At 55.7% G+C, this 19,625-nt stretch carries 18 protein-coding genes; 12 read left to right on the top strand and 6 right to left on the bottom strand.

What is annotated here, in order from left to right; all coding sequences use genetic code 11:
* Window positions 1–62 precede the first annotated feature (62 nt).
* From H8E27_07970 to ndk, 4 genes are all read left to right on the top strand, one after another.
* Window positions 63–2,387 (top strand): G8 domain-containing protein, encoded by a 2,325-nt coding sequence (locus tag H8E27_07970; GenBank protein ID MBC8325546.1) that lies wholly within the window; start codon window positions 63–65, stop codon window positions 2,385–2,387.
* 13 nt (window positions 2,388–2,400) lie between these two features.
* Window positions 2,401–3,423, top strand: coding sequence for a DUF3500 domain-containing protein (locus H8E27_07965; protein MBC8325545.1), 1,023 nt, complete (start codon window positions 2,401–2,403; stop codon window positions 3,421–3,423).
* A gap of 26 nt (window positions 3,424–3,449) precedes the next feature.
* Window positions 3,450–4,499, top strand: coding sequence for a terpene cyclase/mutase family protein (locus H8E27_07960; protein MBC8325544.1), 1,050 nt, complete (start codon window positions 3,450–3,452; stop codon window positions 4,497–4,499).
* Between the two features lie 75 nt (window positions 4,500–4,574).
* Window positions 4,575–4,994, top strand: coding sequence for a nucleoside-diphosphate kinase (ndk, locus tag H8E27_07955; GenBank protein MBC8325543.1), 420 nt, complete (start codon window positions 4,575–4,577; stop codon window positions 4,992–4,994).
* Here ndk and H8E27_07950 read toward each other — a convergent pair.
* Both H8E27_07950 and H8E27_07945 read right to left on the bottom strand, forming a co-directional pair.
* A complete protein-coding gene (locus tag H8E27_07950; GenBank protein MBC8325542.1) occupies window positions 4,991–6,181 on the bottom strand; it encodes a toxin-antitoxin system YwqK family antitoxin in 1,191 nt (396 codons plus the stop codon). The two genes, ndk and H8E27_07950, sit on opposite strands and share 4 nt — an antisense overlap.
* 13 nt (window positions 6,182–6,194) lie before the next feature.
* Window positions 6,195–7,265: a LamG domain-containing protein gene (locus tag H8E27_07945; protein MBC8325541.1), complete on the bottom strand. Its 1,071-nt coding sequence runs from the start codon at window positions 7,263–7,265 to the stop codon at window positions 6,195–6,197.
* A gap of 142 nt (window positions 7,266–7,407) precedes the next feature.
* On the opposite strand from H8E27_07945, the gene H8E27_07940 reads away from it, so the two are divergent.
* The 4 genes from H8E27_07940 (at window position 7,408) to H8E27_07925 (ending at window position 11,320) form a co-directional block, all read left to right on the top strand.
* A complete protein-coding gene (locus tag H8E27_07940; GenBank protein MBC8325540.1) occupies window positions 7,408–8,022 on the top strand; it encodes a sigma-70 family RNA polymerase sigma factor in 615 nt (204 codons plus the stop codon).
* Window positions 8,019–8,228 carry a hypothetical protein gene (locus H8E27_07935; GenBank protein ID MBC8325539.1) on the top strand — a complete coding sequence of 70 codons (210 nt, stop codon included), beginning with the start codon at window positions 8,019–8,021 and terminating at the stop codon, window positions 8,226–8,228. Before H8E27_07940 ends, H8E27_07935 begins: the two co-directional genes overlap by 4 nt.
* On the top strand, window positions 8,212–10,341 hold the full coding sequence (locus H8E27_07930; protein ID MBC8325538.1) for a protein kinase: 2,130 nt from the start codon (window positions 8,212–8,214) through the stop codon (window positions 10,339–10,341). The genes H8E27_07935 and H8E27_07930 overlap by 17 nt, the downstream gene beginning before the upstream one ends.
* 187 nt (window positions 10,342–10,528) lie before the next feature.
* Window positions 10,529–11,320, top strand: a complete 792-nt coding sequence (locus H8E27_07925; GenBank protein MBC8325537.1) for a DUF4339 domain-containing protein — start codon at window positions 10,529–10,531, stop codon at window positions 11,318–11,320.
* 9 nt (window positions 11,321–11,329) lie between these two features.
* On the opposite strand, the gene H8E27_07920 is transcribed toward H8E27_07925, so the two are convergent.
* Window positions 11,330–12,604, bottom strand: a complete 1,275-nt coding sequence (locus H8E27_07920; protein ID MBC8325536.1) for a type II secretion system protein — start codon at window positions 12,602–12,604, stop codon at window positions 11,330–11,332.
* A 187-nt stretch (window positions 12,605–12,791) separates the two neighbouring features.
* Here H8E27_07920 and H8E27_07915 point away from each other — a divergent pair, with 187 nt between their 5' ends.
* Complete coding sequence (locus H8E27_07915) at window positions 12,792–13,466, top strand: nitroreductase (protein ID MBC8325535.1); 675 nt, start codon at window positions 12,792–12,794, stop codon at window positions 13,464–13,466.
* 72 nt (window positions 13,467–13,538) lie between these two features.
* Complete coding sequence (locus H8E27_07910) at window positions 13,539–15,002, top strand: hypothetical protein (GenBank protein ID MBC8325534.1); 1,464 nt, start codon at window positions 13,539–13,541, stop codon at window positions 15,000–15,002.
* A gap of 2 nt (window positions 15,003–15,004) precedes the next feature.
* Here the strand turns inward: H8E27_07910 and H8E27_07905 are convergent, their stop codons facing one another.
* Together H8E27_07905 and H8E27_07900 are read right to left on the bottom strand one after the other, a co-directional pair.
* On the bottom strand, window positions 15,005–16,237 hold the full coding sequence (locus H8E27_07905; protein MBC8325533.1) for a hypothetical protein: 1,233 nt from the start codon (window positions 16,235–16,237) through the stop codon (window positions 15,005–15,007).
* 5 nt (window positions 16,238–16,242) lie between these two features.
* Window positions 16,243–17,697 (bottom strand): sulfatase-like hydrolase/transferase, encoded by a 1,455-nt coding sequence (locus tag H8E27_07900; protein MBC8325532.1) that lies wholly within the window; start codon window positions 17,695–17,697, stop codon window positions 16,243–16,245.
* 7 nt (window positions 17,698–17,704) lie between these two features.
* On the opposite strand from H8E27_07900, the gene H8E27_07895 reads away from it, so the two are divergent.
* The gene (locus H8E27_07895; GenBank protein MBC8325531.1) at window positions 17,705–18,244 is read left to right on the top strand and encodes an SET domain-containing protein-lysine N-methyltransferase; all 540 of its coding nucleotides are present in this window, start codon (window positions 17,705–17,707) and stop codon (window positions 18,242–18,244) included.
* Window positions 18,245–18,285: 41 nt separating this feature from the next.
* On the opposite strand, the gene H8E27_07890 is transcribed toward H8E27_07895, so the two are convergent.
* Window positions 18,286–18,651 carry a sulfurtransferase gene (locus H8E27_07890; protein ID MBC8325530.1) on the bottom strand — a complete coding sequence of 122 codons (366 nt, stop codon included), beginning with the start codon at window positions 18,649–18,651 and terminating at the stop codon, window positions 18,286–18,288.
* Window positions 18,652–18,709: 58 nt separating this feature from the next.
* Between H8E27_07890 and H8E27_07885 the strand changes: the two genes are divergently transcribed.
* Window positions 18,710–19,621 carry a DMT family transporter gene (locus H8E27_07885; GenBank protein ID MBC8325529.1) on the top strand — a complete coding sequence of 304 codons (912 nt, stop codon included), beginning with the start codon at window positions 18,710–18,712 and terminating at the stop codon, window positions 19,619–19,621.
* Window positions 19,622–19,625 lie beyond the last annotated feature (4 nt).

The following is a 19,625-nucleotide window of genomic DNA, read 5'->3' as shown; positions in this document are numbered from 1 at the left end:
TCATTACCACCCCCGAATTACACTTGCCGCTAACCGTCCAACGGCTAACATCCTCCATGGCCATGAATCGTCTCCTTGTTTTTTGTCTTCTCACCGCCATGTCTGTTGCCGCTCAAAATGGCGCAGTGAAATTTTCTGTGCGGTCGGTGGCCAATGGTGACTGGACGGACGCGAAAACTTGGGAGCCCAAGCGTGTGCCGAAGGCGGGGGACCGCGTGTTGGTCAGCGCGGGGACAGTGGTGCGGTTTGAGGCGCGGCGCACGCCGGTGATTCGGCTGTTGCAAGTGGCGGGCACGTTGCGGTTTGCGCGCGACCGCAGCACGGAATTGAATGTGGCACTGCTGAAGGTGCAGGCGGGCAATCGCTGCACTGAGCGCGGGTTCGCGTGTGATTTCCACGGTGTCAACCGGGCGGGCGAGCCGAATGCCGTGCCCACCGGCGCGATGCCGACGCTGGAGGTCGGCACGCTGCAAAATCCGATTCCGGCGAAACACACCGCGCGCATTCGGCTGCACTTTATCAAAGGGATGGACGAGGACGACGCGCCGGCGCTGGTGTGTTGCTCGGCGCGGATGGAGCTGCACGGCGCGCCGATGAACCGCACTTGGGTCAAGCTCGGGGCCGGGGCGAAGGCGGGAGATTCGCGGGTGACCTTGGCCGAGCCGGTGACGGGCTGGCGCGCAGGCGATTCGGTGATTGTGACGGGCGCGAAAAAGCGTGATGAGATTGGCACCGAAGAGCGCGTTATCAAGGCGATGGACGGGCGCGTGCTGACGCTCGACCGGCCGTTGCGCGCGGAACATTTTGGCGAGGGCAAGTTTCGCAGTGAGGTGGCGAACCTGTCGCGCAACGTGATCATCGAGAGCGCCGATCCCGAGGGCGTGCGCGGGCACACGATGTTTCATCGCTACAGCAAGGGCGGCATCAGCTACGCGCGGTTTGCGCACCTCGGCAAGGAAGGCGTGCTGGGACGATACGCGATTCATTTTCATCTCGTCGGCACCACCATGCGCGGCAGCGCGGTGGTCGGCGCGGCGATTGTCGATTCGCACAACCGCTGGGTGACCGTTCACGGCACGCAATACCTGCTGGTGCGCGACTGCGTGGGCTATCAATCGGTGGGGCACGGGTATTTTCTGGAGGACGGCACGGAGGTGTTCAACCTGCTGGACCGCAATCTCGGCGTGCAGGCGATGCGTGGGCGGCGGCTGCCCGATCAAGTGCTGCCCTTCGACCCGAATGACGGCGCGGCATTTTGGTGGGCCAACGGACGCAACACCCTCACGCGAAACGTGGCGGTGGAGAATGACCAATACGGTTACCGCTACGACAGCCAGCGCCGCAGCAATTTTGACAGCAATCTCGACGTGCTGATGCCCGACGGCAAAACCCAAACCGTCGACATTCGCACGCTGGCCATCAGCCGCTTTTCGGGCAACGAATCCCACACCGAAGGCCTCTACTCCGTGGCGCTCGCCGGCACCGATGGCGTGGGCCCGGACACGCGGCATCCGCATCGGGTAAGCGGGCTGAAGCTGTGGCAAACCCACTACGCGCTGCGGGCGCAATTGCCCACGATGCTCATTGAAGACGTGCACATCGACCACGCGGCGTACGGTATTTACCGGCCGTTGTTCGAGAATCACGTTTACAAAAACCTGCACATTGCCGCCACCGGCGCCGAGCCGTTCAATCGCGGCCTCGACGACCGCAGCCTGCAACACGGCAGCATCACGGTGGACGGGCTCACCTTCAGCCAGCTCGGCTACGGCGGGCGGATGCCGTTGATACAAATGAGCGCCAATAATGTAACCGGCAAGGCCGAGTCGCATTTCCGCAACGTGACCGTGCGCGACCGCTCGCGCCCGGATCGCTGGCCATTGATGAACCTCGGCGGCGGTCCGCGCCTGCAGCCGTCCACGCCCAAGGGCGTGCCGTATTTTCTGCACAATCATTTCGGCCCCGGCAAACACGCGAAAGTGGTGAGCACGCGTGCGAAGGATTTGCTCGGCGACGGCAACAAATACGCGCAGGAGCCCGGGCTCACCGGCGACGAGTCGGTCGTGGCGGAAGTGGTCAACGTGGCATTCCCCGAGCTGCTGCAGCCGGTCGATGACCTCCCGCCCGCAACCATCATCCGCCGCATTGACGAACAGGGCGGTCGGCTGAAAATCTCCGGCACCACCCACGACGACGGCTTCATCAAGACCGTGACCGTGAATGGCAAGGCCGCCCGCATCCACCGCCAACAACACGGCGTGGCCGACTGGAGCATCGAGCTGCCGAACGCCGCGAAGCTCACCGCCGCCGCCACTGATGCCGCCGGCAACACCGAAAAAAATCCACACCAATTGAACTTGCCCCCCAAAAACGCGTCCAAGAAATAACCAAACCCATCCCATGAATCCTAATTTTCACATCGAAAGCGACTGCCCCGACTGCAATTTTCTGGAGGATGCCTCCATCGCGCGGCGAGATTTCCTGAAACTCTCCGGCACGGCGGCCCTGACGGCTGCTGCTCCGATGGCTTTTGCCAATCAAGCCAAACCGGCCAAGCCTAAGCCGGCGGAGGCCATCGTGAAGGAACTCTTCGGCACGCTCACGCCTGGGCAACGCGCCAAGGTGGCGCGACCTTTTGATCAGGGCGCCGGAAAGAACAAGATCCCCACGCGCCTGGGCATGTACAATCGCGCGTTGAACAACGAGAAGATCGGCGGCATCTACACCAAGGCGCAGCAGGAATTGATCGACCGCGCGTTGCGGGCGATCTGCGCCGGCGACGAGGGGTATCACAAGATTTCACGCGATGGCGAGTTTGATAACAGCGGCTCGCAGCAGGGCTGCGGCGCGCATTTCTTTGGCGACCCGACGAAGGGCAAGTTTTCATGGCTCTTCACCGGGCATCACCTGACTGTGCGGTGCGATGGCAACACCATTCCCGGCACGGCCTTCGGCGGACCGATTTACTACGGCCACATCGCGGGTGGCTACAGCGAGAAAAATGTTTACCGCTTCCAAACCAAGGCCGTGCAAAGCGTGTACGACGCGCTTGATGCCAAGCAACGCAAGGCGGCGGTGATCGCGCAGGGCACGCCCGGCGAACAAGCGAAATCCGTGAAGCACCGCGAGCGGCCCTACCCCGGCATTGGCATCGCCGAGCTGTCGCCCGATCAGCGTGCTCATGTGCTCAAAGTGATGCGCGCCTGCGTGGCACCATTCCGCAAAGAGGACGGCGACGAGGTGATGGACATCGTGAAGGCCAACGGTGGCCTCGAGAAAATCAACCTCGCCTTCTACAAGGACAAGAAGTCGACCGATGAAAAAATCCGCTGGCATTTCTGGCGCCTCGAAGGCCCGGGCTTCGTCTGGAACTACCGCGTTCTCGGCCACGTCCACTGCTTCGTGAACATCGCCCGTGTATGAGACACGGATTGCACGGATTCATACGGATGAAAAAACTCTGTGCCCTCGGTGTCTCTGTGGTGAGTGGGGTTGCTGCTTCGGCCGCCGAGCCTGATGCGAAAACCATTGAGGCGGCGATTGGGAAGAGCTTGGCGTTGCTGGAAAAAAGCGCGGCCCAATACTCCGAGCAACGATCCTGCTTTTCCTGCCACCACCAAGCGCTGCCGGCGGTGACGTTGTCGCTGGCACGGGAGCGGGGCTTTGCCGTGAACGCCAAGGCAATGGCCGAGCAGGCGGAGTTCACGCAGGAATTTTTCGCCAATCGCAAGGAGGCGATGCCCAAAGGCAAAGGTGTGCCCGGTGGCTCCTACACCACCGGCTACGCGCTGCTCGCGCTTTCGGCGGCAAACTGGAAGGCCGACGACATCGCCGCGCTGATGGTGCAGCACCTGCTCCAGCGGCAGGAAGCGAGCGGCCGCTGGAGCATGGGCACGCGCCGGCCGCCGCTGGAGTACAGCCACTTCACTTCCACGGCGCTTTCGCTGCGGGGACTGCAGTTGTTCGCGGAGAAAGAAAACTCGAAGGAAATTTCCGGGCGCGTCGCGCGCGCGCGCCAGTGGCTGCTCGCCGCGAAACCGAAGGAGACCGAGGATCGCATCTGGCATTTGCTGGGTTTGAAATGGAGTGGCGTGGACCGTGCCGCCATTTCAAAAGCGGCCAAGGCGCTCTTGGGCGAACAGCGCCCCGACGGCGGCTGGGCGCAGACGGCCCAGATGAAGAGCGACCCGTACGCCACGGGACAAGTCTTGACCGCGCTGCAGTTGGCCGGCGGCGCGCCGGTGAAGGACATACGTTGGCAAAAGGGCATCGCGTGGCTGCTGCGCGCGCAAAAGGCCGATGGCTCCTGGCACGTGAAAAGCCGTAGCAAGCCATTCCAAAAATATCTCGAGACCGGTTACCCGCACGGCAAGGACCAGTTCATCTCCATCGGTGCCGGCAGCTGGGCAACGATGGCGCTGCTGCTCACGCGCCCGCCGGTCACCGGGAAATCTCCAATGCCGTTGGAAAACAGTTATGCAACAGGTAAAGCAAAATAATCCTGAAACGCGACCGGCAACATCCGATTCAGATTGCATTGCCCTTGCAATTTTGGTCTAGTGCCGCCACCCGAAATGGATACTGAACGTTCACTCATATTACTCAAACCCGACTGCCTCAACGGTCATCACGCCGGCGAAGTCATCGGACGTTTTGAAAAAGCCGGGTTCGAAATCCGCGCTGCCAAGCTCATTGCCCTCACCGATGATCTCCTCAAAGAACACTACGCGCACATTGCCGACCGCCCGTTTTTCCCTGAGATCGTTGAATTTATGAGCGCCCGCCCCGTGCTCGCCCTCGTCCTCGAAGGCGAAAACGCCGTCGCCGCCATCCGCGACCTCCTCGGCCCCACCGATTCCACCCAAGCCCCCGCCGGCACCATCCGCGGCGACATGGGCACCACCAGTATGGAAAACATCTGTCACGCCTCCGACTCCGTCGAAAACGCCGCCATCGAAGTAGAGCGCTTCTTCAACGCGGGCGAGGTGTTTTAGGGTTGTTCGACCGGTGACACCTTGAATTCATTTGTAAATGTCAAGGTGCTGACACGATTGCTTTGTATTTGAAAGTTTGCTCCTTGCCAAATTTTCATTTTATGGTCCTGAATTTCAAGATTGAGATAGGTTAATGTCCTTTTACTGACTGTGTCTGGGGCTCCCAACGCGAAGTGAATTTGTTTGCAGGTCAGGTTTTTGAATTTCATAAATTCAAGGGAGGACCATTTAATCTTTTTTCCGTATTCGAATTGCTCCAAGGCGGGGTCATTTCCCGCTAGAACCCAACGAAATTCGCTTAACTTTTCACCATCCAAATAAATTCGTTCTAATTTTCGGTTTCCGTTCGGATGCCATTCGCGATGCACTCCGTGAAGCTTGCCTCCTTTCCATTGTGCTTTCCATTCCAGTTGCCCGAATTCATCAGCCCCAATTGCTTCACCGTCTTTTAGCCCTTTTTTAAATGTCGTCACACTTCTCATGTTTCCGTTTGGATGCCATTTCTTTGAAAGGCCGTGGCTGTGACCGTTATTCCATTCAGATTCCCATGCCTTGTTGCCGTTTCGTGCCCACCCAATTGCCAGTCCGTGTTTCACACCTTTGAAATAGGGGGCCACCCATTCCAGTTTTCCATTTTCATACCACTGTTTGCTGTATCCGTATTGAATGCCATCTATCATTTCTGAAAACCTCTTTGGTGCTCCTGAATTGTGAAAACAAAGAAGGCTGATTAATTTCCCAGATGAATAAACAGCTGTTAAGGTTTTTACACCATTGGTTGCCCAATAGTGACATTCCCCCGCTGGAATGCCATTCACATAATTGGTAGTGCTTTGAGTGGAACCATTAGGATACCAATGGAATTCTGGCCCATTTTTTACCCCATTATTAAAAATGCATTTCCGTCTAGGTTTCCCAGAAAAATAGTATTCAGATTCTTCCCCAGTTGGGAATCCTTTTTCGTAGTTTGCCTGATATTTTAAAGTTTTCTGGTCGTTGTGGTAATCTACCACGAGTCCGGTATATTTGATGTTGGTCCCCGCATAATAAGCGGCTTGATTGGTCTCATAGATGAGATCTGATCGAGAAACAGTTTCAGGAATTCGCTCTGGATGAGGTTCCTTGCAGGCCGGGGATGCAAGGAGTATAAACAAAAGAATAGTAAGCTGATTTATGAGTTTCAGCATTTGGATTAAGGCATTAATCTGTTGGTTTCCCTTCCGGTAATATTAGTTCATTTTCTGATGTGTTGGTGGGGCTGAATTGCGGAGTTACATTCGAAGGTGAAGAATCGATGGTGGTCTCACCAACTTTGCCCCTCACAACTATTCTTTGCCCTCTTGGGCTAGATGGTAAGATGATGTTTGTAAGTAATCGAGGCGCATAATTAGTTCGCCATAAACTTGGTGGCGGGCCTTCAAATCGCATTCTGGCAGGAATAAGGCCTCTGGGAATTGTTGTTCTCAGGTGGCCTCGCGGGCTCCCAGTATTGCCTTCACTAGAGCAATTACTGGATGTCGGAGCTTTTTCTTTGTTATAAAGTTGGTGGATTTCGCTTTCGCTGAGTGCTCGGTTGTAAACTCGCAACTCATCGACACAGGTTCCGCTTCCAGGTATCATCACTTTTTGATCGTGTACTTTAATGGGACGGTCTCCTCCATAGAAGTTGAATCCTTCAGTCAAATGTTTCATAGGTTGTCCGTTAATCCACACCTTGATCGAACTCATTTTCCCTGCGTAGGTCAAGGCGATGTGATGCCATTCATCTTTAGCAATTGAGGAGCTTGTGAAAACGGCATTATGAAATGGGCCATCAAGACCGGCGGACCCATTCTCCCAGAGTTTTAATGCAGAATTTACACCATAGAGGAGATCTGCATTTGCGGTCCCAGCATTTTTCAGGAAATATCCAGAGCCACCCAGAATCCACTTATCAACCTTGAACCACATTGAAAAGCTTCTGTTCACCGCACTATCTTCAAAAACAAATGGGGTGGTGATGTTGGAGTCCCCAATGGACATCTTGAATGCTCGGTCTACTTTTCCAAATCGATCTGTAGTAAGTGTTGCGCCGGTGACTTCGCCGTGGCGGTCATTTCCACTTTCGTCCTTGGCATTTCCACAGAATGGATACCAAAGGATTAAGCCCTGATCTAGGCTGGATCCGCTCTGCGATCTTGCGGGGAAACTTATTTGTACGAACAAAACGAAAGCCAAAGCAATCGTGCCGAGCGGAAAGTGCCGATAGCAATTTTGAGTGATTGTTTTCATTTATTAGGGAATTGGGTTCTATTCAACGGTCTATTTCTTTAATTGGCAAATCCAGCCACAACTAACCAACTGCCTTCACAATAGGTGATCTTACTAAAAAACTGTAAGAATTTTGGTGTTCAGGGCAGTGTTTTGGCAGACGATGTTAATTAAGGAACAGCGCCCGGTGCCGGAATTGACTCGGAGTAGCTTGGTGGAGCGGCTGCGGGGGGTGTGTGATCATGCGAGTTGGGAGGTGTTTTTCGATCAGTATTGGCAGTTGATTTATCACGTGGCGCGGCGGGCGGGCTTGGCGGAGGCGGATGCGGAGGATGTGGTGCAGGAAACGGTGGTGGAGGTGGCGGGCAGTGTCGATGGGTTCGAACGGGAACGGCCCGGGAGTTTTCGCAGTTGGTTGTGCGCGATTACGCGGACGAAGATTGCGATGTTTTATCGCAAGGAATACCGGCAGCAACGGAAGCTGGATGTATATGGCGAGGCGATGGAGGCGCGGAATGAGGGTGCGCAGACGCCGGAGTTGGAGGGGATTTGGAATGAGGAATGGCAGCGGAACATTTTGCAGGCGGCGCTGGAACAGGTGAAACGGCAGGTGAGCCCGCGTCAGTACCAGATTTTTCATTGCCACGTGCTGCGCGAATGGACGGTGGCGGAGGTGGCGGCGCAGCTGGATGTGAGCGCGGGGATGGTGTACGTGACGAAGCATCGGGTAAACGCGATTTTCAAAAAGGAACTTCAGAAATTGCAGGAAGAGGAATGAGTGTTGAGAGTGTAAAAGATTGGCTGCGTCCGCGGGTGCGGCGGGGTTGGCTGGCGGTGGATCGCTGGTTGATGCCGGATGTGGCGGCGGAGCTGGCGGGTTTGGAGTGGGAATCGCCGCGCTTGCGGCGGCGTTTGAAAAAACGTGCACGGCGGGTGTGGCGGGCAAAGCTGCAAACGGTAGAAAAAAATGGGCACAAATCCTGAAACACCGCCGCCGGAAATTCCGGAGCACGAATTGCTGCGCCGCATTGGCGCGGGCAGTTACGGCGAGGTGTGGCTGGCGCGCAGTGTGACGGGTGCGCATCGCGCGGTGAAAATTATCCGGCGCGATCGTTTTGAAAGTGAAGTGCCCTTTGAGCGGGAATTCGATGGCGTGCGGCAGTTTGAGGAAATCAGTCGCGGGCAGTCGGGCTTGGTGGATTTGTTTTTGGTGGGGCGCAATGAGGCGGTGGGTTTTTTTTATTACGTGATGGAATTGGCCGCGCCGGAAAGTGAGGGCGAAGGCGCGGGTGATTGGGAGGCGTACGCGCCGCGCACGTTGCAGTCGGATTTGCGCGCGCACGGGCGGTTGCCGGTGGATGATTGCCTGGATCTCGGCATCACCGTGGCCGAAGCACTGCAGCATTTGCACGCGCACGGGCTGGTGCATCGCGATGTAAAACCTTCCAATTTAATTTTCACGCGCGGCCGCTATTGCCTCGCGGATATCGGGATGGTGACGGCCGCGAGCGACGGCGAAGCCTTTGTGGGCACGCATGGGTATTTGCCACGCGAAGGGGCAGGGCAGCCTTCGGCGGATATTTTTGGGCTCGGGCGGGTGCTATACGAGGCGTTAACGGGCGAGGATCGCCAGTCATTTCCGGCTTTACCCAAGTCGATGCGCAGCGAAAAATCCACCGCCGCACAACGCGAGCTGAACAAAGTCATTCTCAAAACCTGCGCGCACACACCGGAAGAACGGTATCTGAATGCCGTGGCGTTGGCGGCCGATTTGGCGCGCATCGCCGATGGCGGCCACGCGGAAGCCGTGCGCGAACACAGCAGATTACTGTGGCCCATGGCGGCTGCGGTGGCGCTGGGGGCACTGGTTTTGGGTTGGGCATTCTGGCCCGCGTCCGTCAAGGATTCGGATTTACTGATTCACTGGCGGTTCGATGGCGACTTGGCCGATGCCAGCGGCAACCACAACGACGCGCTTGGGCAATGGACGCGCGCCACCGCGGATCGTTTTGATCAACCGCACCGGGCGATTGCGATGGGCGCGGATGCCTCGTTGCGGGCGAGTCACGATTGGGTTTGGTCATCGGATCAGCCGCGCACGGTGGCGCTTTGGTTTCGGGTGGATGAATGGGCGGCATGCGAGGCGGGGTGGTTTGAGGAGCGGGCATCGGGCACCGGCGCGCCACTGCTGAGTGGTGCGGGCTTCTCGGTACGAATGACGGGCAACGGTTTGATTGGGCTCGATGGCAATTATATTTGCGCGTTGTTTGATGTGGGGAAAATTGAAACGCAGTGCTGGCATTTTCTGGCCATCACCTGCGAAGGCAAATCGGGCACATCTCGCGTGTGGTTTGATGGTGAAAAATTTGAGCCGCTTGACGTGAAAAATGAAAATCGGTTTTGGTGGAAACCGGAGAAACCCTTTCGCACGGTGAAAACGCCTCTTGAGATTTTGGGCTTCCAAGGCGCGGTGGACGAGGTGCGAATGTACCAGCGGGCGTTGACTGAAAAGGAAATCAAAGAAATTCATGATACCGAACAACCCCTCCAACCCACCGTAGCGGGCGAGGCTTGGAGCGAATCATTTTCGTGGGCGGCACTTTTGCCATCGGAATCCGAGCACCTTAATCTTTCCAAAAATCTGCGTCGCGTGGAGGAAGCTGGCGGCGCAGTTTATTGGTCGCCGCAAACAAACGGTCAGCCTGCGGAAGTGCGGTATCAATTTAAATTTGAACGCCCAATCTTACGCGCGCATTTGCGGCTGCCCATTTATTGCGTGGACCTCACTCCCGCACGCGATACGCCGATGCGGGGGTCATTTGCCACCGAAGTTTCGGCCGATGGCAAAGATTGGCATTCGCTGTACAACGGCTTGGAACCTCAACCGCAATGGGGCGAAGGCACCGGCGCGGGGGCCTTGGTGGCCGAATGCCCCAAGGCCGCGCTGGGGCAAACCACGCTGTGGCTGCGCGTGCGCCTGAGGGCCGAAGGCGGCACGTCAAATCTTTCAGGCGCCCAACTGGGCCGCGCTCCGAGCGACGCAAAGGTGGATTGGAAAACCAAGTCGCTACTCCGCGTAAAGTTGCAATCGCCGTGAAGGGCGGCTAGCACTCTTTTTCAAATCCATATCACATTCCGGCCACAATCTCGTGTTGCTGCCTTTTCAAAATAAAGATTCCGTTTTTAACAGGCTCGCTCGATTTTCATTTTTTAAAAGTTGGGGTTAAATGCGAAATATGTGAGGGGTTGAGCGTATTGAATAGGAGGGGATTGCACCTATTATTTTGGAAACGACGCAAGTTTCAGTATTGGCGGTGTATGTTTCGCGTAATGGGCAGAGCTATGGCCCGTTTTCGCGGGAGGATTTGTGGGGGCATTTTCAGTCCGGCGCATTCGTGGCCACAGATTTGGCGTGGCACGAAGGGATGGCAGAATGGACACAATTAACTGATCTGTTCGAGCCCGCACCCATTCCCGTGATGCCAGTTGCGCCAGTGGCCCCGGCAATTGCGTTTGTGCCTAAGTCTTCTGAACTCAGTGTGAAGACGTCAAATTCAATCAGTAATACCGGCATACGGCAGAATGACAGTGCAAATGCTGAACGTATAAAAGATTCGCCCAGAAAGAGCTCAAAAATGATGAAGAAAATAGGAGTGGGATTGGTTGGAATATGCGTGGTGGCCGGATTGGTTTGGTACACTTTTATCCACCAAACTGAGGTGAGCTTTGAGGAATTGGTGATGGAAGACAATGTAGTTTATTTGAGGGACGATACGAAGTCTTTTACTGGGGTGGCTATTTCTACTTTTCCGAATGGGAAGTTGAAAGTGAGAGTAGAATTTCAGGAGGGGAGGGAAAATGGAATGTATGAGCTTTGGCACGAGGATGGAACTTTGATTCATCAGGCGGAATACTCAAAGGGAAGTTATTCGGGGCCTGTGAAATGGTGGACTCCTGAAGGAAAACTGGCGATTGAAGCTGAATTTTCCGACGGTCGAGAGGTTTCGTCTAAAACTCATATTGAATTTGAAATTCCCTTTGACACGATTCCTAGAATTCTGCCGCGAACGAATTAAGGCTATGGTTCAATGTTTTTTCTTGAATTTAGCTTTCAATTCAAAAACATTCTGCCCCTCTCCAAAATATCCCGGCTCAGGCCCAGTACCATTCTTCGGGGCCCTGCAAAATTGTGCCATACTATAACTAGAATTCGGGGAATTGTCCGTCAAGAAGCGGACTTGAATGTGAATAGCATTTCCGCCGAGCAATTCTTCGGGTAATTTTTTTTTGTACATTTTCAAGGAATCAATTCGACTTGGAATGGGGTTGTCAATCAATTGGGTCCAGTTTTGCCCGTCTTTTGATGCCCAGATTGAGTTTTCGCCTTTACTGGATCCAAAGTTAAACGATGCAACAAGTGTTTGCAGGTAAACTTCGCACGTTGGTTTTTTAAATTTGAAAATTTGGGTGATGGATGCAGGTTCATTTTTGGTGGGAGCCCAGTAAGTTATTGGATCGGATTGCCACTCTGTATATTTCCTTAGGTTTGTTGTATTTGTCACGTAATCATCTGCATGGGATTCATAAACGTGTTTGTATCCGAATTTGAAATCCCAATCCCCAGTGCATCCACCTCCTCCGCATCCAATCACATAGGTGCTGCCTGGGCCGAGGATCACTCCGCCGCGTGCGGAGATGTGAGCATTCACGAGTTTGCCCGAACCGTTGTTTCCAATATCTGCATCGGTGGATTGTGAGGCACTGCCGTCCGCCAACACTAGCTGGCCTTGTCCGGCGTTCAGACCGGTCATTGCGTTTTTAGGGGGCGGGTTTTCATCTGCGCCCGCCCAGTTTGCATTACCCAAGTCGTCAGTGGAAAGGTTGCGCGTAGTGGCTAAAATGGATGAAGGGCGTACGGTGTCCGCACCTTTGATTAATGAATAGCTTATGGCAGCACAGTCAATGTACTGCCCTCTTTTTGCATCATATGTAGTCCAGCTCTTTTGAGATGATTCATTAGCTTCTTCTCGCATAGCATCGCAAGGGGACCGAAGAATCTGAGCCGATTGCACTCCAGCTTTCACTGCAAGGACAGAATAGATATGGCTTAGTGATTCTTTATAATTGTTTCCAAAATGGTTCGCCACTTGGCTGGGGGTAAGTTGCCAAGGTAATCGTCCCGCATTGTCGTGAGAGAAACCAATGAATGCCTTCCCGATGGAGCTAAGATTGGCAACACACTTTATGCGGGCTGCCTTCGCTTTGGCGCGTGCGAGGGCGGGGAGCAACATTCCAGCTAGAATTCCGATGATGGCGATGACCACCAAAAGTTCAATGAGGGTGAAGGCACGATTTTTCATACAAATTAAATACGCCAGGAAAAGGCTATTTTTCACAAATCGGCTCAATTTTTTCGTAAAAAAAGTCCTGTTTGCGAAAGGCTGGGTGGCTGTGAGGAGATGATTTTAAGTGGATGATGGAGCGGAGACCACCTGTGGGTGCGCGTAAAGTTGCAATCGCAGTGAAGGGCGGCTAACTTCCGCGCCGATGGATCCGGCTGATTTTCTTGCATTGATTTCGCGGCGGCATTGTCAGCGGGCGTTTACGGATGCGGCGGTGTCGCGCGAGGTGCTGGAGTCGGTTTTGTTGGCGGCGGGGGAGGCGCCTTCGGGGAAGAATACGCAGCCGTGGAAGGTGACGGTCGTTCAGGGCGCGGCGCGGGATGGGTTGAGTGCGGCTCTTTGTGCGGCGTTTGATGCGGGGGAAAAGGCGGTGCCGGATTATGAGTATTCGCTGTTGCCTTCGCCCATGGAATGGAAGGATCGGGCGCGCGCGTGCGGGTTTTCATTGTTTGAATTGAAGGGGATTGCGCGGGATGATGTGGAGGCACGGCGGGCGCACGGGCGGGAGAATTTTACTTTTTTTGGCGCGCCGGTGCAGTTGATTTTTCATCTGCCAGCGGGTGCGGAGCGGGGGAATTTTTTGGATGTCGGGATGTTTATGCAAAATGTGATGCTCGGCCTCACGGCGCACGGGCTGGGGAGTTGCCCGCAATTCAGCGTGGCGGGTTATGCGGGGGTGGTGCGGGCGGCGCTGGGGTTGGGCGCGGATCGCTGGGTGGTGGCGGGGATGTCAGTGGGCTGGCCGGAGGCGGCGGCGGCGGTGAACACATTCGTGCCGGAGCGGCTTCCGTTGGCGGATTTTGTGGATTGGCAGGGTTGATGAAAATACAAGTCGCCAATAATCGGCATTATTTGGTAGCTTCAGCCGCAGCCGGAGGGGCCGGCTTTTTATATGAGTGAGGAGTATTGCAAAAGCGCGTGCCAGGAATGCAACGGTCGAATTTCTCTGCCGGTGGATGCGGTGGGCGTGGAGTTCAATTGCCCGCACTGTGGCGTGAATCTGCAGCTGGTCCTCAAGCATTATTGCGAGCACTGCAACGGGCCGCTTTCGTTTGATGGCAATCCGGCCGCCATCGGCATGGAAATTGAATGCGGCCATTGCCATAATCAAACAGCGCTGCAGCCTTCGGCGTTGGTAGTTGAAGACAAGGCCTCGGCGGCGGAAGTAGAAGATTTCGAAGAGGAATACGAGGAGGAATACGAAGAGGAGTACCAGGAAGAGTACGAGGAAGAGTGCGAGGAAGAGTACGAGGAAGAGTACGAGGAAGAACCTAAACCGGAGCCAGAGCCCAAGCGCAGTGGCCCGCCCAAGCCACGACCGCCAAAGCGCGGTGGTCCACCCAGGCCGCGTCAGCCCAAAAAATTACGTCAACGCCCTGGCGGTGGGGGAGCCATGCCTGGCGATGGGCCAGAAAAAATTGGCCGTCGATTAGCTGGCTCCGGACCCAAGCCTGACGAAGAAGCCCCTACGGATGAAGGGCGGGCCGGACGATCTGGGCGTCCGAAACCCGGTGGACGTCGCGGTGGTCGGCCCAAACCCAAACGCAGCACCCGATCCGCGGGTGATTCTCCCTCAGCCGTGCCTAGTGCGCCTATGACTCGTCGCCAACCGGCGGGCATTGAGCCGGATCCTGAGGAATCGATGGACCCGATGGCTGGCGCGATGCCGGGTGGATTTTCCGCGATGCCTCCCAACCCGGCGATGCCAGCCGGATCGGCGGGGCCAATGGGATCCGGGCCGGTTGTACGAAAAGTAGCCGGAGTGATTTCCGGCGCGGGCGGAGGCGCTCACGGGGGCGGCGTGCCCAAGCTCAAATCTTCCGCGGCATTGGAAGATGACGCCGAAGCATTCGATGGCCCTTGGTATAAAGACCGTGAGAAACAAAAACTTGGTGTCGTGCTGGTTGTGTTTGTGCTGTTATTTTCCAGATTTGGATTGCCCACGGTGGCCGGATTCATCAATCCGCAATGGGAACACAGCGTTCGTCGGGCGGTGACTCTGCAGTTTTTGTTTGGCGATGATTACCGCAGCAATAATGTGGTGAAGTCTGTGAAGGTGGATGAGTCATCGCTGGTCATCAGCCGGGAGACCGACCGGAAAACCGAAGGCCAACAGGGGCCGGATGTGTTTTATGTGATCGGTGCAGCACAGAATATTACGAGCGATACGCTAATTGAGGTGGAAATTATTTTCAAACTATACGATCAAAGTGGCACCGAATTGGGCGAGGCCCATGACTACACTAACCAGCTAGGCCCAAATGTGGTGTGGAATTTTCGTGCGCCGTGTATGACCTCTGAGGCCGTCTCTACGAATATTTTCCGCGCGAAGCTCGAACGATTGATTGTGCGGTAGTGTTACTGCTGATTCCACGGCCGGCCCGGCGGGGGTGGGGGGGGTTGTTTCCAGTTCCAGGCGGAGGTGTATTTAAAATCCAAATAATCGGTTGGCACCGTTGCGCCGTTTTTGCTTTTGGAAATGAGCAACGCATCGAGCAGGGCGCTGGTCATTAGCGTACGCTCGGCGGGCCAAGTCGGCTTGCCGGTGTGGAACATTTTTTCCGCGCCTTTCACCAGATAAGTAAAGTGCATGTACGGACGAGCTTCCTGCGTCCAGAAGGTGGTGGATTTTTGTGTGCCACTGCTGGTCTTCCACGCCACGCCCCATTCGTTGACCGCGCCGTTGAGCGTGAGCACGAAAGCCTTCAGCCCGTCGCGGTATTCAATCACAAACATATCCGGCGCTTTCACCAATTCGCGCAGCGGCCGTTTCGGTTGGCGGGTGATGGCGCTTTTTTTCAGCCGCTTGAGCGCGGCGTCGAGCAGTTTACGGTCGAACATCCCCGCGTCCATCGCGCGCCAAACTGCATCGCCGGAAAGGCACTGCACGCGCTTCACGCCCGTCTCGCCGCCCGCGCGGCGTTCTGCGAGGCACTGCACCATTTCCAGCGCGTGATAGCCGTAGGCGTCGAGCGTGTGATACGAAACGGCGACAATTTCCTTGAGCTTCGCCCCACGTTTTACATCCGCCGGCGGATACCGCCACAGCACGGGCAGTGACGAGCCGGCCATCATCGGTACGTTTAATTCCGCCGCCGTGTCGTGCAGCCATTTCGCGTCGGCCCAATTGTCGGCGAGGTGTTTGTCCACAAACACCGGCACAGAGTTGCCGGTTTTGCGGAACACCTTTTGCACTGCATCAAAGAGCCGCCGTTTCGGATAAATCGTGTTGCCGGTGGCGTTTTTTGGATAATTCCCGTGTTCGGCCACGAGCAGCACTCCGTCCACCGCCAGTTTGCCGGTGCCGAGTGTGAGCGTTTCCTCCACGGTTTTGTAAATGGGCACATCGAATTGTTTGGCCCATTTGCGGCTGGTATCGTTCTCGGGCACTTGGTCGGTATACAGCGAAACGAGTTTTAAATTCGGCCGTTTACCTTTTTCATCCAGCGTGTGCGTGAGCAGCAATCGGCTGACGATGACGTCCGCGTGTGAGTTGTGTCGGTACTCCGTTACGATCGCGGCAATGCGTTTGGGCGGCGCGGCGCAGCCGATCACGGCGAGCATCAGGGAAGTAAACAGTATTTTTTTCATAAATTTTAATAATCCCGAAACGGACCGCGCGGTTCGGCGGCTGCCATTTCTTTTTTCCAGTTGGCGAAGCGAGCTTTCATCATTTTTAACACCTCCGGGTGCTTGCTGGAAAGATCGTGCTTTTCGCTTATGTCCGTTTGTAAATCAAATAAGCCGGTGCCGTGTGTTCCCGCCACCCATTTCCAGTGCCCTACGCGTGCGCCTTTGTCGAGCCGGCGTTGCCAGAACATTTCTTTGCGCGGTGATTTGCTTATGCCCTGCAATACCGGCAGCATGTCGAAGCCGTCGAGCACTACCCCCTTGGTTGGAGCTGCTCCGGCGGCGATGGAGAGGGTGGGGAAAATTTCAAGCGAGGTGAGGAATTCATCGGTGGTGGTGTCGGCGGGAATTTTTCCGGGCCAGCGGATGATGCAAGGCACTCGGATGCCGCCCTCGAACATTTGGCCTTTGCGCCCGCGCAAGGGCGCGTTGTCTGCCGCGCCGCCGCCGCCGTTGTCGCTGAAGAAAATCACAATCGTGTTGTCGGCAATGTTGTAATCATCGAGCCAGTTTAGCAGCGTGCCGATCGCGGCATCCATCGCGGTGACGGAGCCGACAAATTCTAATCGGCGCGCGGGGCGGTTGCGGACGATGGCGGGTTTGCCATAGCGCGTTCCCTTTTGCGTGCCGGCCTGAGAGAGCAGCGTGGGGTACATCTTTTTAAACTTTTCCGGTGCCTGCGCGCCACTGCGGATGATGGGGTCGAGGCTCGACGCGCCGTGCGGGGCGTTGAAAGGCACGTAGAGGAAAAACGGTTTTTTGTGGTTGTCCTTGAGAAATCGCACGGCTTCGCGCTCGAAAAGGTCGGTGCAGTATTTGCCTTGATCGGCGAAGGTGGGGGCGTTGTTGCGGAACATCGACGGTACGCCGTAGCGTTCGTGGGTGTAGTAATCGATGCCGGTGTTCACGAACCCATAAAAATCATCAAAGCCACGCGCGAGCGGCAGATAGCGTTTGTGTACGCCGAGATCCCATTTACCAAAAATGCCGCTGGTGTAGCCGACTTTTTTTAACACCGCCGGCAGCAGCACCTCGCGAGTGTCCATGCCGCTGATGCGCTCGAAGGTGGCCTCGTATTCACCGGGCTTGTATTGATAACCATAGTCGGGCGCTTCGTTGCGAATCATGTCGTAAATGCCATTGCGCTGTGGATAGCGACCGGTGAGCAATGCGCCGCGCGAAGGCGTGCACGCGGGCCATGCGACATAAAAACTGGTGAGTTTTACGCCGCCTTTGGCAAGGCGATCGAGGTGTGGTGTTTTCACTTCGTGCGAGCCAAAGCAGCCAAGGTCGCGATAGCCCTGGTCGTCAGACACCATAAGCAAAATATTCGGTGGGGTGGCCGTGAGCCAAAACGGCAACAGAGCCAGTATCAGGGCGAGCGAACGTTGCATGCGCGTATTGCAAACCGTGACGCGCATTTTGCCAATGCAAAAATCGAATAACTGTCGCTTGACCCATGCTGCTTCTAGCCTCTTCAATGCGCGCGTGCAATTACAGGTGGAAAATCAATATTTGGATTTTAGGAAATCGAGCATTCATAACGTGGGCGCGTACGCCAAGCGCGACATCCGAAAAGGCACGCGCATCATCGAATACATCGGTCGTCCGCTCACTAAAAAGAAAGCGTCCGCGGAATTGGCCGATGGCAATGGCTACGTGTTTACCATCAACAAGCATTTCGATATCGATGGCAATGTGCCGTGGAATCCTGCGCGTTTCATCAACCACGGCTGTGCCGCCAACGCCGAATCGGATATTGAGGATGATCGCGTGTGGATTGACGCCCTCAGAACAATCAGGAAAGGCGAGGAAGTGCTTTATAATTATAACTACGACCTTGTGGATGCTTTCGAAAACCCGTGCAACTGCGGCGCGAAAGAATGCGTGGGTTATATGGTGGACGATGAATATTGGCCCAAGCTGAAGAAGATGATTGAGAAGCGAGAGAAGAAGAAGGGCAAATGATCAGTTTTCAAGTGGCCTCGAAGAACATGGATCACTTTATTTCACTCCATCGGCCAATCCGCCACCACCAACCCTTGATACCCCTTCGCCAACGACTTCACATTCGTGTAGCCCATCTTTTGAGCGGCGTCGCAAGTGAGCGCACTGCGATAGCCACCGCCGCAGTACATGATAATTTCCGCGGTCTTGTCGGGGAAACGCGTTTCCAAATCGCGCTCCAAAACGCCCTTGCCCAAATACTGGGCTTCCTTGGCGTGCGCCTTGGTCCATTCGCTTTCCTCGCGCACATCCAGCAGCACGGCTTCCGGATTTTCCGTCAGGCGCGCCGGTAAGTCTTCGATGGATATTTCGGTCACCCGCGACAGGGCATCTTCCACAAGCGCGAGAAATCCGGCTGAATGCTTCATCCCGAAAAGATAGCGCGGTTTGGCTTGCGAAGCGAGCCCGTGATGGTCAATTTGCCGAATGGGTGAATCCCGTCAAAATTTCCTCATTGCCGCCAGCCTCGTGCTGGCCACCATCGTGTGGGGTGCAAATAACACGGCCATCGGCTATCTCGTGCGCGACTGGCCGGTGTTGTGGACCACCGGCACACGATTGCTGGGCGCGGGAATCCTGTTGCTGGGGCTGTTGCGATGGACAAAAATTTTTGGCGAACCGCAAGCCGTGCCGACGGATGTGCATCGACGGCTGTGGGTGCGCGGGGCGCCGTTGTTTGTTGGATGGGCGGCGGGGTTTTCGTGGGCGGTCACTATGACGCCTGTGTCGCACGCCTCGTTGTACCTCGCCGCCTCGCCGGTTTGGGGGCTGTTGCTGGAGGAACGCCCACGGCTGAACCGCGAAAGCCTGCGCAAATATTTAGCCGCGCTGCTCGCACTGGCGGGCATTGTGATTTTATTTCTTCCAAAGCTGCACGCCACTGCTGCGGACGGCCATTCGTGGCACGGCGATGTCATCGCCTTTTGCGCCAGTTGGTCGTGGACGATTTACAGTCGCGAATCGCGCGAAATGTCCAGCCGCATCAGCGGCATGTTGTATACTGCGCACACGGCATGGCGTGGGGGACTGCTGCTGCTTCCATTTGTCATTTGGGAAATCACAAAGAATCCACCCGCGCTTAAGATTCAATTCATCGGTTGGCAGGGGTTCAGCATTGTTGCCGGCACCATCGTCGGGCTGGGCATTTGGAACAACGTGCTGCGCTATTGGCCTGTCAGCCGTGCGTTGTTGTTCAATAACCTCATCCCCATCTTCGCGATGCTATGGGCGTGGCAGTGCATTGGAGAACAAATCACGCCCACCTTTTGGCCGGCCATGGCGTTGGTCGTCTCAGGCGTAGTTATTGGCCTTGCGCCGTGGCGGAAACCGGAAGAATGACCCA

The organism is Limisphaerales bacterium (genome assembly GCA_014382585.1).
Taxonomy (GTDB): Bacteria; Verrucomicrobiota; Verrucomicrobiia; order Limisphaerales; family UBA1100; genus JACNJL01.
This window is presented reverse-complemented; position numbering and strand designations above follow the sequence as displayed.

Excerpts from the sequence above, each read along its gene's own strand:
- H8E27_07970 (MBC8325546.1), top strand. The coding sequence starts at position 63 with ATGAATCGTCTCCTTGTTTTTTGTCTTCTCACCGCCATGTCTGTTGCC.
- H8E27_07965 (MBC8325545.1), top strand. The coding sequence starts at position 2,401 with ATGAATCCTAATTTTCACATCGAAAGCGACTGCCCCGACTGCAATTTT.
- H8E27_07960 (MBC8325544.1), top strand. The coding sequence starts at position 3,450 with ATGAAAAAACTCTGTGCCCTCGGTGTCTCTGTGGTGAGTGGGGTTGCT.
- ndk (MBC8325543.1), top strand. The coding sequence starts at position 4,575 with ATGGATACTGAACGTTCACTCATATTACTCAAACCCGACTGCCTCAAC.
- H8E27_07950 (MBC8325542.1), bottom strand. The coding sequence starts at position 6,181 with ATGCTGAAACTCATAAATCAGCTTACTATTCTTTTGTTTATACTCCTT.
- H8E27_07945 (MBC8325541.1), bottom strand. The coding sequence starts at position 7,265 with ATGAAAACAATCACTCAAAATTGCTATCGGCACTTTCCGCTCGGCACG.
- H8E27_07940 (MBC8325540.1), top strand. The coding sequence starts at position 7,408 with ATGTTAATTAAGGAACAGCGCCCGGTGCCGGAATTGACTCGGAGTAGC.
- H8E27_07935 (MBC8325539.1), top strand. The coding sequence starts at position 8,019 with ATGAGTGTTGAGAGTGTAAAAGATTGGCTGCGTCCGCGGGTGCGGCGG.
- H8E27_07930 (MBC8325538.1), top strand. The coding sequence starts at position 8,212 with ATGGGCACAAATCCTGAAACACCGCCGCCGGAAATTCCGGAGCACGAA.
- H8E27_07920 (MBC8325536.1), bottom strand. The coding sequence starts at position 12,604 with ATGAAAAATCGTGCCTTCACCCTCATTGAACTTTTGGTGGTCATCGCC.
- H8E27_07915 (MBC8325535.1), top strand. The coding sequence starts at position 12,792 with ATGGATCCGGCTGATTTTCTTGCATTGATTTCGCGGCGGCATTGTCAG.
- H8E27_07910 (MBC8325534.1), top strand. The coding sequence starts at position 13,539 with ATGAGTGAGGAGTATTGCAAAAGCGCGTGCCAGGAATGCAACGGTCGA.
- H8E27_07905 (MBC8325533.1), bottom strand. The coding sequence starts at position 16,237 with ATGAAAAAAATACTGTTTACTTCCCTGATGCTCGCCGTGATCGGCTGC.
- H8E27_07900 (MBC8325532.1), bottom strand. The coding sequence starts at position 17,697 with ATGCGCGTCACGGTTTGCAATACGCGCATGCAACGTTCGCTCGCCCTG.
- H8E27_07895 (MBC8325531.1), top strand. The coding sequence starts at position 17,705 with ATGCAAAAATCGAATAACTGTCGCTTGACCCATGCTGCTTCTAGCCTC.
- H8E27_07890 (MBC8325530.1), bottom strand. The coding sequence starts at position 18,651 with ATGAAGCATTCAGCCGGATTTCTCGCGCTTGTGGAAGATGCCCTGTCG.
- H8E27_07885 (MBC8325529.1), top strand. The coding sequence starts at position 18,710 with ATGGGTGAATCCCGTCAAAATTTCCTCATTGCCGCCAGCCTCGTGCTG.